This window comes from Streptomyces sp. NPDC022552 (assembly GCF_055561875.1).
In genome coordinates this window covers 76,134-90,525 of record NZ_JBVHGJ010000003.1, presented here as the reverse complement: position 1 = coordinate 90,525, position 14,392 = coordinate 76,134, and the positions used below count along the sequence as shown (strand labels likewise).

General features: G+C 73.2%; 7 protein-coding genes. 5 read left to right on the top strand and 2 right to left on the bottom strand.

Features of this window, described 5'->3' with window-relative positions:
- Positions 1-13 precede the first annotated feature (13 nt).
- A complete protein-coding gene (locus tag ACZ3OF_RS10150; protein ID WP_361668566.1) occupies positions 14-1,585 on the bottom strand; it encodes an alpha/beta hydrolase in 1,572 nt (523 codons plus the stop codon).
- Between the two features lie 112 nt (positions 1,586-1,697).
- The gene (locus tag ACZ3OF_RS10145; protein ID WP_467303951.1) at positions 1,698-4,571 is read right to left on the bottom strand and encodes a lysylphosphatidylglycerol synthase transmembrane domain-containing protein; all 2,874 of its coding nucleotides are present in this window, start codon (positions 4,569-4,571) and stop codon (positions 1,698-1,700) included.
- 180 nt (positions 4,572-4,751) lie between these two features.
- Here ACZ3OF_RS10145 and ACZ3OF_RS10140 point away from each other — a divergent pair, with 180 nt between their 5' ends.
- From ACZ3OF_RS10140 to ACZ3OF_RS10120, 5 genes are all read left to right on the top strand, one after another.
- Complete coding sequence (locus ACZ3OF_RS10140; protein ID WP_361668571.1) at positions 4,752-5,174, top strand: MGMT family protein; 423 nt, start codon at positions 4,752-4,754, stop codon at positions 5,172-5,174.
- A gap of 157 nt (positions 5,175-5,331) precedes the next feature.
- On the top strand, positions 5,332-8,865 hold the full coding sequence (locus ACZ3OF_RS10135) for an ATP-dependent helicase (protein WP_467303948.1): 3,534 nt from the start codon (positions 5,332-5,334) through the stop codon (positions 8,863-8,865).
- 133 nt (positions 8,866-8,998) lie between these two features.
- Entirely contained in the window at positions 8,999-9,808 is an 810-nt protein-coding gene (locus tag ACZ3OF_RS10130) for a hypothetical protein (RefSeq protein ID WP_361668577.1), read from the top strand.
- 172 nt (positions 9,809-9,980) lie between these two features.
- The gene (locus ACZ3OF_RS10125; protein ID WP_467303945.1) at positions 9,981-10,805 is read left to right on the top strand and encodes a hypothetical protein; all 825 of its coding nucleotides are present in this window, start codon (positions 9,981-9,983) and stop codon (positions 10,803-10,805) included.
- A 93-nt stretch (positions 10,806-10,898) separates the two neighbouring features.
- Positions 10,899-14,384, top strand: a complete 3,486-nt coding sequence (locus ACZ3OF_RS10120) for a UvrD-helicase domain-containing protein (RefSeq protein ID WP_467303943.1) — start codon at positions 10,899-10,901, stop codon at positions 14,382-14,384.
- Positions 14,385-14,392 lie beyond the last annotated feature (8 nt).

Genomic DNA, 14,392 nt, shown 5'->3' with positions numbered 1-14,392 from the left:
GGCGCGGCGGGGACTACTCGCAGACGGTCCCCGAGGCCGGCACCTTCCCGTCCAGGAAGTACGCGTTGACCGTGTCCTGCACGCACGCGTTGCCGCCGTTGTACGCGCCGTGGCCCTCGCCCTCGTACGTCAGCTCCACGCCGACGCCCTTCCCGAGCGCGTTCACCATCGCGCGCGTGCCCTCGTACGGCGTCGCCGGGTCGCCCGTCGTTCCCAGCACCAGGATCGGGGCGGAGCCGGGCGCGGAGACGTCGGGGTGCTCCCAGGTCCCCGGGACCGGCCACTGGGAGCAGCTCGACAGACCCCAGCCCATGTAGTCGCCGAAGACGGCCGACGCCTCACGGAACTCGGGGAGCCGTTCCTTGGCCTGGCCGAGGGTGTAGCGCTCCTTGAAGTCCACGCAGTTGATGGCCGCGTTGGCCGCCTGGATGTTGCTGTAACTGCCGTTCTGGTCGCGCCCGTTCATCGAGTCGGAGAGGGCGAGCAGCAGCGCGCCGTCGCCGCCGTCGGCCGCGTCGAGACCCTGCTCCAGGTACTGCCAGAACTCCTTGGAGTACAGCGCCTGCGCGATGCCGTTGGTGGCCTGCGTCTGGGTGAGCTTGCGGTCCCCGATCCCGGGGATGGGCTTCTTGTCGAGTTCGGCGAGGAGGTCGAGAATGCCCGCCTCGATCTCGTCGACCGTCGAGCCGGGCAGCGTGCACTCGTCGCCGCGGTCCACGCAGTCCTTCGCGAAGTTGTCCAGGGCGAGCTGGAAGCCCCTGGCCTGACCGAGGGCGCCCGCCTCGGTGCCGGAGTTCGGGTCGACGACGGCGTCGAAGAGGGCGCGGCCGACGTTCTTCGGGAACATGTGCGCGTACACGCCGCCGAGTTCCGTGCCGTACGAGATGCCGAAGTAGTGGAGCTTGTCGTCGCCGAGGACCTGGCGCATCAGGTCCAGGTCGCGGGCGGCGTTCTCGGTGCCGACGTGGGGGAGGACGGTGCCGGACTCCCCCTCGCAGCCGGCGGCGTACTTCTTCTGCGCGTCGGAGAGGGTCCGCTCCTCGGCGGCGTCGTCCGGGGTGAAGTCCATGGCGTAGTAGGCGTCCAGCTCCTTGTCGGACAGACACTGGACGTCCGCGCTCCGGCCGACGCCGCGGGGGTCGAAGGAGACCAGGTCGTAGCGGGTGCGGAGCTTCTCGTAGTCCGGGGCGAAGGACGGCAGGCCGGTGACGCCGGAGCCCCCGGGGCCGCCGAAGTTGTAGATCATGGAGCCGATGCGACGGTCCTGGTCGCGGGCCCGGGCGCGGATGAGGGCCAGTTCGATGGTCTCGCCGTCGGGGTCGGAGTAGTCGAGCGGCGCGTCCATGAACGAGCACTCCCAGGGGGTGCCGCCGGGCAGCGGGGAGGGCGCGGGGCCGCCACCCTCGGCGGCGGACGGGGGTGGGCAGGGCGCCCACTCCAGCTGCTGCGTGCCGAGCCCGGCGAGATCCGTGGGGCCGTCGGAGGCGGAGTCGCTGTCACTGTCCGAACATCCGGTGACCCCGGCGGCGAGCAACACGGTGGTCGCGAGGAGCAGGGCGGCGCGCTGCGCGGCGGAAGTCGGCATGAATCCATGGTGAGCCGTACGAACCACCCCCGCGCGGGGGAACACCCACACGGGTGTTCCCGCCCCCGCGGGGACGGGGGAACTGCGCGGTCGGCCCCACACGGCCCGCGGGCTAGAGCGCGCCCCGTTTCGTCAGCCAGTTGAAGCACAGCCACCCCGGCAGCACCGGCAGCCACAGCGTCAGGAGCCGGTACAGCAGCACCGCCGGAGTCGCGACCTCCAGCGGGAGGCCGACCGCGACCAGACCGAACGTCAGCGCGCCCTCGACCGCACCCACACCACCCGGCGTCGGCGCCGCCGAGCCGAGCGCGTTGCCGGCCAGGAAGACGACCGCCACGCTCGCGTAGCTCAGCCCCTGGCTGTCGTGCCCGAACGCCCGGATCGACGCGTCCAGACAGAGCACGAAGACACCGGTCAGCAGCAGCATCCCGCCGATGCCCGTCAGCAGCTTCAGCGGCCGCTGGAGCACGTCCAGCATGCGCGGCACGACACCCGCGAACAGCGACCGCAGCCGCGTCGAGACGAACTTCCGCATGAACGGGATCGCTGTCACCACGAGCACCAGCACCGCCACCGTCAGCAGCCCGGCGATGACCGTCCTCGACGGGGTGAACGACTGCGACTTCTCCGTACCCGTCAGATAGCCGAACGCGAGCAGCAGCAGGATGTGCGCCCCGAGCCCGAAGAGCTGCGACGCGCCGACGCTCGCCACCGCGAGCCCCGGCCGCACCCCCGAGCGCTGGAGGAACCGCGTGTTCAGCGCGACACCACCGACCGCAGCCGGAGCGACGATCTTCACGAACGACCCGGCGACCTGCGCGACCACCGTCCGCCAGAACCCGACCCGCTCCGGTACGAAGCCGAGCAGGCTCATCGCGGCGGCGATGTAGCTCAGCGCCGAGAACAGCACCGCCGCCGCCACCCACCGCCAGTCGGCGGAGCTGATCGTCGACAGCGGGGTCCGGGCGATCTGCGAGAGCAGGAAGTACGCGGCGACGGCGCCGGCGATGAGACTGATGAGGGTCCGCGGCTTGATCCGCTCCAGACGGACCGGCTCGACGGGCGCCTGCGGCCGGATCAGCAGCACCTGCCGGCGGATCTGCGCCAGCAGGTCCTCCTCGCGGGCGTCGTCGAGTGCCTCGTCGATGGCCCGCTTCTCGGCCTGCTTCTCCGCCTTCTCCAGCTTCCGGTCGGACTTGCGCTCGGCTTTGAGCTCGGTGGCGGTCGCCGCCTCCGGGGCGGCCGCCGCGGCCTCCACCCGGGCCCGCTTCGCCGCCTCCGAGGCCGCGAGGACGGCCTCGCGCTCCCGCTTCGACCGTTCCCTGGCCAGTCGCCTGAGCGTCGCGCGCGTGGAGCGGCTCAGCGCGATCGGCTGGAGGAGGGGGAGGCAGTCGGCGATGGCGTCCGGGCCGAGGACGTCCACGGCGCCCGCCACCGCGCGCTCGGCCCCCACCCGCAGGCCGAGGGTGGTGAGCAGCTGGGCGATGTCCATCCGCAGGATCAGGTCGCCGGCGGCGATCTCACCGCCGCGCAGATCGGTCAGGATCACCTTGCCGGAACGATCCACCAGAATCGCGTCCCCGGCGAGCCGCCGGTGCGCGATCCGGCGCGACTGGAGCGCGCGCACCTGGCGCCAGGCACTGCGCACCAGCTCGTCGGTGATGTCGTCGTCGTCCAGGGAGTCCAGGGTCCGGCCGCCCAGGTGCTCGTAGACGAGCATCACGGCGTCCGGACCGAGCTCCGAGGTGGCGATCAGCTTGGGCGCATTGGCTCCGGCGGCGATCGCCGCGTACGCGAGCAGCGCCTCCTGCTCCAGCGCCTGGCGCAGCGAGACGATCGAACGGCGGGTGGTGATCGCCCGCAGGGTCAGCCGCCGCCACGCGCGGTAGAAGAAGCCGTGCGCCTGCTGTTCGCGGTCCACGACCGTGACGTCGAGCGGCGGTCCTTCCTCCAGCGTGACGATGTACCGGCGGCCCCGGTCCCCGGTGTCGGCGGAGTCGGGCACGCCCGCGCCCTCGGCGCGCAGCGCCGTGACCGGCCGGAAGCCGACCCGTCGCAGTCCGGCGAGGAGCGTCTGACCGGTGGGGCGGACGTTGGGGGAGCCGACGGCGTACAGCGTTCCGTACGCGACGGTCCAGCCGATCAGCACGGTCAGGATGATCGAGAACGCGGTGGTGTACCCGGCGACCAGCATCGTGAACGCGTCGAGCAGTAGCACCGCCCACAGGCTCACCCGCCAGCGCGGCCGCCGGGCCATGCCGACGGCGGTCATGTACGCGATGACGGGTGCCAGGTAGTTGTGCACCGGGTCGGTGAGTCCGCCCCCGGTCGCGGGCTGGGTCAGCGCGTCCTGGATGGTGCCGGGCGCGGCCTTGGCGACCCAGAGGTCGGTGGCGAGGGTGACTCCGTGGGCGAGGACGGCGGCGAGGACGCCGTCGGCGATCCGCAGCCCGTCCCGTTTGATCAGCCGCTCGATGGCGAAGGCGACCGGCACGAGGAGCACGGCGATGCTGGAGACCAGTCCGGCGATCTTGACGAAGACGTCGGGAGCGCCGCCCGCGCCCTTGTTGATGTCCTCCTCCAGACCGGAGGTCGTGCCGTGGGCGAAGGCGGCGATGGCGATGACCAGCGCGATCGCGACGGCACCGATCAGCAGCCGCATCAGGTCGGACGGGCGGTGCACCCGGGCGGCGAGCAGCGGCTCGTCCTGGGAGACACGCTCGCTGGGCTCGCCCTCGGTGACGGTGTCGGGGAGGAGCTCGGGGGAGGGACCGTGCGCGGGGCCACGCCCATGACCGCGGCCGTGTCCCGAGCGGCCGCCGGGAACGGGCGTCTCGGGAACGGGCGTCTCGGGAACGGTCGTCTCCGGGGCGCTCTCCGGGGCGCTCTCCGGGGCGCTGTCGGCGGCGCTCTCGGTGGCGGGCGTGCCGTGGGCGGGCATGCCGGGGCGCGCCTCCTCCTCAGGAGGCTGAGCGTCGTGCCCCATCACCATGTCCGTCTCTGCCTGTGTCGTACGTTCCGCACGTTCGTCGGCTTGTACGAATTCTTGTTCTTCTTGTTCGTCTTGTCGCTCTTGATCTCGTATCACCAGTCACCGCCCGGACGATGGTGGCATGAAGCGGCGGCCTGCGGAGGCAACGGGGCGTTGTCGGTGGGGTGAGGCAGGATGGGGCGGATGAGCGTGGTGGAGCTTCCGGAGTACGCGGAGCGGGTCCTCGAGGTTGCGGAGCTGATCCCGCCGGGCCGTGTGATGACCTACGGCGACGTGGCCGAATGGCTGGGCGAGGGCGGGCCGCGCCAGGTCGGCCGGGTGATGGCCCTCTACGGCGGGGCGGTGCCGTGGTGGCGTGTGGTGCGGGCGGACGGCACGCTGCTGCCGGGCCACGAGCTGCGCGCCCTCGGGCACTACAGGGACGAGGGCACGCCCCTGCGCCAGGCCGGGCGCTCGGCCGAGGGGCATGTGCCGAAGCTCGACATGCGACGAGCACGCTGGGACGGGGCGAGCGGTGCGCACGGTCCTGGCGGTGCGCATGAGGAGGACGGCGCCGGCGGTGCGGACGCGGAGCCGCGTGCGGGAACTCACACGTGACAGCTTTGCCCATGGCTGGAGGGGCCGGGCGGCCCGATGACGGTACGGAGGCCCGTACGGAGTACGGCACGGGTGCCCTCCGTATCCCGTAACGTCGTCGTTCGCCCCGTACACCTCTCCACCTCTCCACCACTTCGCTCAGGACCGGTCGATCCACGTGAGTTCCTCCTCCACCACTCGGCGTACGCCGTACCAGGGGCGGACCACGGGCGCGTACCGACTGGTGCGTACGGCCCCGGAGCGGGTGGATCCCCCTGTCCTTGACGCAACGCAGCGGGAAGTGGTTGACCACGCGGGCGGACCGCTTCTCGTCCTGGCCGGACCGGGCACCGGAAAGACGACGACGCTCGTGGAGGCCGTCGCCGCCCGCATCGAGAAGGGCGCGGACCCGGAGCGGATCCTCGTGCTCACCTTCAGCCGCAAGGCGGCGGTGGAGCTGCGCGACCGGATGGCGAGGCGCATCGGAGCGGGCGAGCGCGCGGCGCTCTCCGGCAAGGCCGGCGGCGGGCGACGGGTGGGCGACGTACGGCCGCCGCAGGCGACCACCTTCCACTCGTACTGCTACGCCCTGATCCGCGCGCACCAGGACGCGGAGCTGTTCGCCGAGCCGATGCGGCTGCTGTCGGGACCGGAGCAGGACCTCGCCGTACGGGAGCTGCTGGCGGGCCAGCTCGACCTGGAGAAGTCGGGTCTCGCGCGGGTGCGGTGGCCCGACGAGCTGAGGGCCTGCCTGACCACGCGCGGTTTCGCCGACGAGGTACGGGCGGTCCTCGCGCGCTCCCGCGAACTGGGACTCGGGCCGAGGGCGCTCGCGGAGTTCGCGCAGCGGGTGGGGCGGCCGGACTGGAAGGCGGCGGCCGGCTTCCTGGCGGAGTACCTCGACGTCCTGGACCTCCAGGGGGTGCTCGACTACACGGAGCTGGTGCACCGGGCGGTGCTGCTGTCGGAACGGACCACGCTCCCCGACTACGACGCGGTCTTCGTCGACGAGTACCAGGACACGGACCCGGCGCAGGTGCGGCTGCTGAGGGCGCTGGCGGGCGGCGGGAGGACGGTGGTCGCCTTCGGCGACCCCGACCAGTCGATCTACGCGTTCCGGGGTGCCGACGTGAACGGCATCCTGGACTTCCCCGACACGTTCGTGGGCACGGACGGGCGGCCTGCGGAGGTCCGGGTCCTGACGCGGTCCCGGCGCTCGGGCGAGAAGCTGCTCGACGCGACCCGTGAGCTGACCCGGAGAATGCCGCTGCCCCGCCTGCCCGGCGACAAGGTCCGCGCGCACCGCGACCTGGGGGCCGTGCGCGGCGGGGGCCGGGTGGAGGTCTTCACGTACCCGACCGCCTCCACGGAGTCCGACAACATCGCCGACCTTCTGCGCCGCGCGCATCTGGAGGACGGCGTCCCCTGGCACGACATGGCGGTCCTCGTCCGGGCGACGGCCTCCGTCCCCACCCTCCGGCGCGCCCTCACCTCGGCGGGCGTCCCCCTGGAGACGGACACCGCCGACACCCCTCTCCGCCACGAACCCGCGGTCGCCCCCCTGCTCCTGGCCCTCCGAGCGGCAGCCACCCCGGCGGACCGCGCGCCGGACCCCCGTGAAACCGCGGCCGGCGCACCCGAAGGGGACGAGCAGCGGCCTGCCGCCGAGGTTCCCGCCCCGGATGGGGGAGGTACGGACGGGCCCGGCACGGAGGGGCTGGGTACGGACGGGCCCGGCACGGACGGGCTCGGCGCCGACCCGGTCGGTACGGCCACGGACCCGGCCGGCACGGACGGGCTCGGCGCGGACCCGGTCCGTACGGACCGGACCGGCGCCGCCTGGCTCGACACCGAGACCGCGCTCTCCCTTCTCGCCTCGCCGCTCGCCGGGATGGACCCCGCCGACCTGCGGCGGCTCGGGCGTGCGCTGAGGGACGAGGAGCGGGCCGGCGGGAACAAGGTGCCGCCGCCCTCCGACGTGCTGCTCGCCCGCGCGCTCGCCGAGCCCGAGCGGCTCGTCGCGCACGACCAGTCGTACGCCCGGGGCGCCAAACGGCTCGGGGAACTGCTCCAACAGGCCCGTAACCGCCTCGCCGCGGGCGGCACCGCCGAAGAGGCGCTCTGGCTGCTCTGGAACGGCACCCCCTGGTCCGGCCGCCTGGAGCGCGCCGCGCTCCGCGGCGGCGCGGCGGGCCGCAACGCCGACCGCGACCTCGACGCCGTCTGCGCCCTCTTCGAGACCGCCGCCCGCGCCGAGGACCGCGTCGGAGGCCGCGGCGCGCTCAACTTCCTCGAAGAGCTCGACGCCCAGGACATCGCCGCCGACACCCTCTCCGGGCGCCAGTCCCGCCCCGACGCCGTCCGCCTGATGACCGCCCACCGCTCCAAGGGCCTCGAATGGGGTCTCGTCGTCGTCGCCGGGGTCCAGGAGGGCCTCTGGCCCGACCTGCGCCGCCGCGGCTCCCTCCTCGAAGCCGACCGCATCGGACGTGACGGCCTCGCCGAACCCCTCACCCCCGGCGCCCTCCTCGCCGAGGAGCGCCGCCTCTTCTACGTCGCCGCCACCCGCGCCCGCGACCGCCTTGTCGTCACCGCCGTCAAGGCCCCCGCCGACGACGGCGACCAGCCCTCCCGCTTCCTCACCGAACTCGGCGCCGAGCCCAAGGACGTCTCCGGCCGCCCCCGCCGTCCCCTCGCGGTGGCCGCGCTCGTGGCCGAACTGCGCGCCACCACCGTCGACCCGGCCGCCTCCGATGCGCTGCGCGACGCCGCCGCACAGCGCCTCGCCAAGCTGGCCGCGCTCACCGACGACGAGGGCCAGCCACTGGTCCCGGCCGCCCACCCGGACCGCTGGTGGGGCCTGTTCGAGCCCACCCGCAGCCGGGTCCCGCTGCGCGACCGGGACCACCCCGTCGCCCTCTCCGGCTCGGCGCTCGACCAGCTCGCCAACAGCTGCGCCCTCCAGTGGTTCCTCGGCCGTGAGGTCAAGGCCGCCGCCCCGGCCACGGCCGCCCAGGGCTTCGGCAACGTCGTCCACGTCCTCGCCGACGAGGTCGCCTCCGGCCGTACCCCCGCCGACCTCGACGTCCTCATGGCGCGCCTCGACTCGGTCTGGGACGCGCTCGCCTTCGACGCGCCCTGGAAGTCCGCGCAGGAGAAGGAGCACGCGCGCGTGGCGCTCGAACGCTTCCTGCGCTGGCACGTCATGGACCGCGGCGGCCGCACACCCGCCGCCACCGAGCACGACTTCGACGTGACCCTCGAAGCCGGTGCGTACGAGGTCCGGATCCGGGGCTCCATGGACCGCGTGGAGACCGACGAGCACGGCCGCGCGTACGTCGTCGACTTCAAGACCGGCAAGTCCGCTCCCACCAGGGACGAGGTGGCGCACCACCCGCAGCTCGCCGTCTACCAGCTCGCGGTACGCGAAGGAGCCCTGGACGAGGTCCTCGACGGGCACCGCCCCGACCCGGGCGGCGCCGAGCTCGTCCAGCTCCGTCAGCCCGCCCCCAAGAAGGAGGGCGGGGACACGCTGCCGAAGGTCCAGGCCCAGGAGCCCCTGGCGGGGGAGTGGGTCGGCGATCTCCTGGCCACCGCGGCCGGTCGCGTCCTCGACGAGCGCTTCACCCCCACCACCGGCCAGCACTGCACCCACTGCACCTTCCGGTCCGCCTGCAGCGCCCAGCCGGAGGGCCGCCACGTCGTGGAGTAGCGCCTCGCCAGGCGGCGCCGCGCACGCTGTCGTGGCCCCCGTGGCCGAGGTCACATCCCCGCGGTGCATCCATAGGGACCTCACAGGTGTCGGACAGTCCCGGGAGTCAAGAAGAACCACAGGGAGTGCACACATGCGGGCCAACCGGAAGATCTGGGTCGCGACGATGGTCTGCGCGGCCACCGTCGTCGCCGTGACGGGCTGTTCCAAGGGCGACAAGGACGACACCAAGGCTCAGGGCGGGACCAAGACGCCTGCGGCCTCCGCCACCACCACGAAGGCCCCGGTCGACCCGTTCGAGGGTCTCGACGCCGACTCGATCGCGGACCGGGCCGTGAGGGCCACGAAGGGCGCGTCCTCGCTGCACATGGTCGGCGACGGCAAGGCCGACGGCGAGCAGATGACGATCGACATCGCCTTGGACGACAAGGGCGCGTGCACCGGAAGCATCGGCCTCAAGGACGCCAAGGCCGACATCCTGCAGGCCGACAAGATCATGTACATGAAGGGCGACGAGAAGTTCTGGCAGGTCTCCGCCGGTGAGGGCGGCGCCTCCGCCGAGGACGGCAAGGCCATGGCCGAGCTCCTCAAGGGCCGCTGGATGAAGATGTCGAAGAAGAACGCCGGTGAACTGGCCGACCTCTGCGACATCAAGGCCCTGATCAAGCAGATGGACAAGGACAAGGCCCAGCGGCAGGGCATGACCAAGGGCCCCGACGCCGAGGTGGACGGCAAGCCCGCCGCCACCCTGACGAAGAAGGACAGCAAGGGCGAGACGTTCACCATGTACGTCGCCAAGGAGGGCGAGCCCTTCATCCTCAAGACCGTCGAGGCGGGCGGCGACGAGCCGGGAACCATCGTCTTCTCCGACTACGACAAGCCGGTGACGGCCACCGCCCCGCCGGCCGACCAGGTGGTGGACCCGGCGAAGCTCGGCGGCTGACGAACGCGGCTGACCCACGCGGCTGACCCACGCGGCTGAGCCGCCGACGAACGTGGCCGGCGAACGCCGTCGACGAAGCCCCTCCCGGTGTGCGCCCGCCCCGGCGAAGTCGCGGGCGCGGGCCCCGGGGCTCACCCTGGTGGGTGAACGGGGAATCCGCGAGGAGGCTCGCATGGCGCCGTCCACCCACCGCAGGGCCCGTACCGCGGCGGCCGCCGTATGCACCGCGGCGGCGGTCGCGACAGCCGGGTTCGCCGGCCCCGCCGCCTGGGCACGGACAGCCCCGCCGGCAGTGGCCGCCGCCCCGGCCCTCGCCCCCGCGCCCGACCCCTTCGAGGACCTCACGCCCGACGCGATCGCCGACCGGGCCGTCAAGGCGACCCAGTCCGCGACCTCCCTCCGCATGGAGGGGCGGGTCGTGTCCGAGGGGCAGCCTCTGGACCTCGACATCGCGCTCGACGACGAGAACAACTGCACGGGGCTGATGAAGGTCGACGGCGGCACCGGCGAACTGCGCCAGGCCGACCGGATCACGTATCTGAAGGGCGACGAGAAGTTCTGGAGGGTCTCCATGACCTCCCAGGGCGTGCCCCCGCCCCAGATCGACGCGACGATCGAGCTCGTCGAGGGACGCTGGATCAAATTCACACCCGGGCAGCCCGGCGGCAGCGATCTGAGCGGGGTCTGCGACCTCGACGCCGTGCTGGACGACCTCGGTGAGAACAAGGAGGATCGCAAGGGCATGACCCGGGGGCCGGACGCCGAGGTCGAGGGAGTGCCCGTCGCCACCCTCGTGAAGAAGAAGCCGGGCGGCCGGACGACCACGGTCTCCGTCGCGCAGGAGGGCAAGCCCTACATCCTCAAGATCGTCAAGACGGGTGGCGAGGAGCCGAGCACGCTCCTCCTGTCCGACTACGACAAGCCCGTCAAGGTCGTCGTGCCGCCGGCGAACGAGACGGTGGACATCGCGAAGCTGGACCCGGGCATGCCCGCCTGAGACCCACGGACCAGGGCGCGGGGCCGGCCCGGGCCCTGCGGGAAGCCGCGCGGCCGGTCGGCTCTGTCGGTGGGGCCGGTTAGCCTCTCTGAGGTGACCGCACGCATCACCGACCCCGAGCAGCTCAAGGAGCTTCTCGGCATCCCGTTCACCCCGGAGCAGACGGCCTGCATCATCGCGCCGCCCGCCCCGCAGGTCATCGTGGCCGGAGCCGGTTCCGGCAAGACGACGGTGATGGCCGCCCGGGTGGTCTGGCTGGTCGGCACGGGCCGGGTCGCCCCCGAACAGGTCCTCGGTCTGACCTTCACCAACAAGGCCGCCGGTGAACTCGCCGAACGCGTCCGCACCGCCCTGGTCCGCGCCGGCGTGACGGACCCCGACGTCATCGACCCGGACGATCCCCCGGGCGAGCCCCGCATCTCCACCTACCACGCCTTCGCGGGCCAGCTCCTGACCGACCACGGCCTGCGCATCGGTCTGGAGCCCACCTCCCGCCTCCTCGCCGACGCCACCCGCTACCAGCTCGCCGCGCGCGTGCTCCGCGAGGCGCCCGGACCGTACCCCGCGCTCACCAAGTCCTTCCCGACGCTCGTCAGCGACCTCCTCGCCCTCGACGCCGAGCTCGCCGAACATCTCGTACGGCCCGAGGACCTCAGGGCGTACGACTCCGAGCTGCTCGACGCGCTCTCCCGGGCCAAGCTGACCAACGCCGACCTGCGCAAGGTCCCCGAGACGGCCGCCGCCCGCCGCGAGCTGCTCGACCTCGTCGTCCGCTACCGAGCCGCCAAGCGCTCCCGCGACCTCCTCGACTTCGGCGACCAGATCGCCCTCTCCGCCGAACTGGCCACCACGCGCACGGAGGTCGGCGCCCTCCTGCGCGACGAGTTCCGGGTGGTGCTGCTCGACGAGTACCAGGACACGTCCGTCGCGCAGCGGCTGCTGCTCTCCGGCCTGTTCGGCGGGGGTACGGGCCACGCCGTCACCGCGGTCGGCGACCCCTGCCAGGCGATCTACGGCTGGCGCGGCGCCTCCGTCGCCAACCTGGACGACTTCCCCGCCCACTTCCCGTACGAGGACGGCAGCCCCGCCACCCGCTACGCACTCTCCGAGAACCGGCGCAGCGGCGGCCGCCTCCTCGACCTCGCCAACGGCCTCGCCACGCCCCTGCGCGCCATGCACGCGGGCGTGGAGGCGCTGCGCCCCGCGCCCGGCGCGGAGCGCGACGGCTCGGTACGGATCGCCCTGCTCCCCACCCACGCCGAGGAGATCGACTGGCTCGCCGACTCCCTCGCCCACCTGGTCCGTACGGGCAAGGAGCCCGGCGAGATCGCCGTCCTGTGCCGGACGGCGACCGACTTCCCCGCCATCCAGGCCGCGCTCGTCGCCCGTGACGTACCGGTCGAGGTCGTCGGCCTCTCCGGGCTGCTCCACCTCCCCGAGGTCGCCGACCTGGTCGCCGTCTGCGAGGTCCTCCAGGACCCCGGGGCCAACGCCTCCCTGGTCCGCCTGCTGACCGGCCCCCGCTGGCGCATCGGCCCCCGTGATCTGGCCCTCCTCGGCCGCCGGGCCCGCGTGCTCGTCCACCGGGAGCGGGGCGGGGACGACGACGCCGACACCGACCTGCGGCTCGCGGCGGCGGTCGAGGGCGTCGACCCGGCCGAGGTCATCTCGCTCGCCGACGCGCTCGACACGTTCCTCGACTCCGGCGGAGAGGACGACGGCCTGCCGTTCTCGGCGGAGGCCCGGGTCCGCTTCGCCCGGCTCGCCGCCGAGCTGCGCGCCCTGCGCTCCTCGCTCGCCGACCCCCTGATGGACGTCCTCCACCGGGTCCTCGCCACCACGGGCCTCGAGGTCGAACTCTCCGCCTCCCCGCACGCGCTCGCCGCCCGGCGCCGCGAGACCCTGTCGAACTTCCTCGACACAGCCGCCGGCTTCGCCTCCCTCGACGGCGAGGCGACGCTGCTGGCCTTCCTCGGCTTCCTGCGCACGGCCGCGCAGTACGAGAAGGGCCTCGACAACGCGCTCCCGGGCGGCGAGAACACGGTCAAGGTCCTCACGGCCCACAAGTCCAAGGGCCTGGAGTGGGACGTCGTGGCGGTGCCCGGCCTGGTCTCCGCCCAGTTCCCCAGCACCAGGTCCCGCGAGTCGTGGACCTCCCAGCCGCAGGTGCTCCCGCACGCGCTGCGCGGCGACGCGGCGACCCTGCCGGACATCGACAGCTGGGACGCCGCCTCCCTGAAGGGCTTCAAGGAGGCGATGCGCGACCACCAGCACACCGAGGAGCTCCGCCTCGGCTACGTCACCTTCACCCGCCCCCGCTCCCTCCTCCTCGGCTCCGCGCACTGGTGGGGCCCGGCACAGAAGAAGCCCCGGGGCCCCTCGGACTTCCTCCACGCCCTGTACGACCACTGCGCGGCGGGCCACGGCGAGATCGAGGCCTGGGCGGACGAACCGGAGAAGGACGCCGAGAACCCGTCCCTGACGGAACACCTCGCGGACCAGGCCTGGCCCCTCCCCCTGGACGAGACCTCCCTCCGGCGCCGCAGGAAGGCGGCGGAGCAGGTCCGCGCCGCGTTGTGGGCGCAGCCCACGACCACGCTGCCCGCGCAAGGGCCCGCACCCCAGGACCCGGAGGACCTCTGGCCCGACGAGGAACCGGTCCGGGACGAGGAGGAACCCCTCTGGGACGACGAGGAACCCCCCTGGGACGACGAGCCTCCCCGGGACGACGAGCCTCTCCGGGACGACGAGCCTCTCCGGGACGACGTGCCTCTCCGGGACGACGTGCCTCTCCGGGACGACGAGCGCGTGGCCGACGAGATCCCCGCCCCGCGGGCCCCCGAGCGGCTGCTCGCCCCCGAGGACCAGAGAACGATCGCCTCCTGGGACCGCGACCTCACCGCCCTCACCACAGAACTGCGCCGCTCCCGCGCCACCACCCGCGACGTCCTCCTCCCCGCCTACCTGTCCGCCTCCCAGGTCCTCCGCCTCGCCGCCGACCCCGACGGCTTCGCGCAGGACCTGGCACGGCCCATGCCCCGGCCGCCGCAGCCCGCCGCCCGGCGCGGTACGCGGTTCCACGCGTGGGTGGAGTCCCGGTTCGAGGAGCTCCCGCTCCCCATGCTCGGCCCGGACGAGCTCCCCGGCGGCGAGGAGTTCGCCGGCGAACCGGAGATCGCCGACGAGCGGGACCTCGAAGCGCTAAAGGACGCCTTCGCCCTCACCCCGTACGCCCACCGGACGCCGTACCGCGTCGAGGTCCCCGTCCATCTCACCCTCGCGGGCCGGATCGTCCGGGGAAGGATCGACGCCGTCTACCGCGACCCGGACACCGGCGCGTACGAGATCGTCGACTGGAAGACCAGCCACCTCCGCACCGCCGACCCGCTCCAGCTGGCCATCTACCGGCTCGCCTGGGCGGAGCAGCACGGCCTCGACCCCGACGACATCGCCGCCGCGTTCGTCTACGTCCGTACAGGCGAGGTCGTCCGCCCCCGCGCCCTCCCCGGCCGTGCCGAGCTGGAGGGGATCCTCCTGGGCGGACCGGCCCCCGACAGACCCACCCCGGGCGCCGGATAGGCTCAGGA

What these genes read in the sequence shown, in the direction of transcription:
- ACZ3OF_RS10140 (WP_361668571.1), top strand. Translation starts at nt 4,752, where the DNA reads ATGGGGCGGATGAGCGTGGTGGAGCTTCCGGAGTACGCGGAGCGGGTC.
- ACZ3OF_RS10150 (WP_361668566.1), bottom strand. Translation starts at nt 1,585, where the DNA reads ATGCCGACTTCCGCCGCGCAGCGCGCCGCCCTGCTCCTCGCGACCACC.
- ACZ3OF_RS10125 (WP_467303945.1), top strand. Translation starts at nt 9,981, where the DNA reads ATGGCGCCGTCCACCCACCGCAGGGCCCGTACCGCGGCGGCCGCCGTA.
- ACZ3OF_RS10145 (WP_467303951.1), bottom strand. Translation starts at nt 4,571, where the DNA reads ATGGGGCACGACGCTCAGCCTCCTGAGGAGGAGGCGCGCCCCGGCATG.
- ACZ3OF_RS10130 (WP_361668577.1), top strand. Translation starts at nt 8,999, where the DNA reads ATGCGGGCCAACCGGAAGATCTGGGTCGCGACGATGGTCTGCGCGGCC.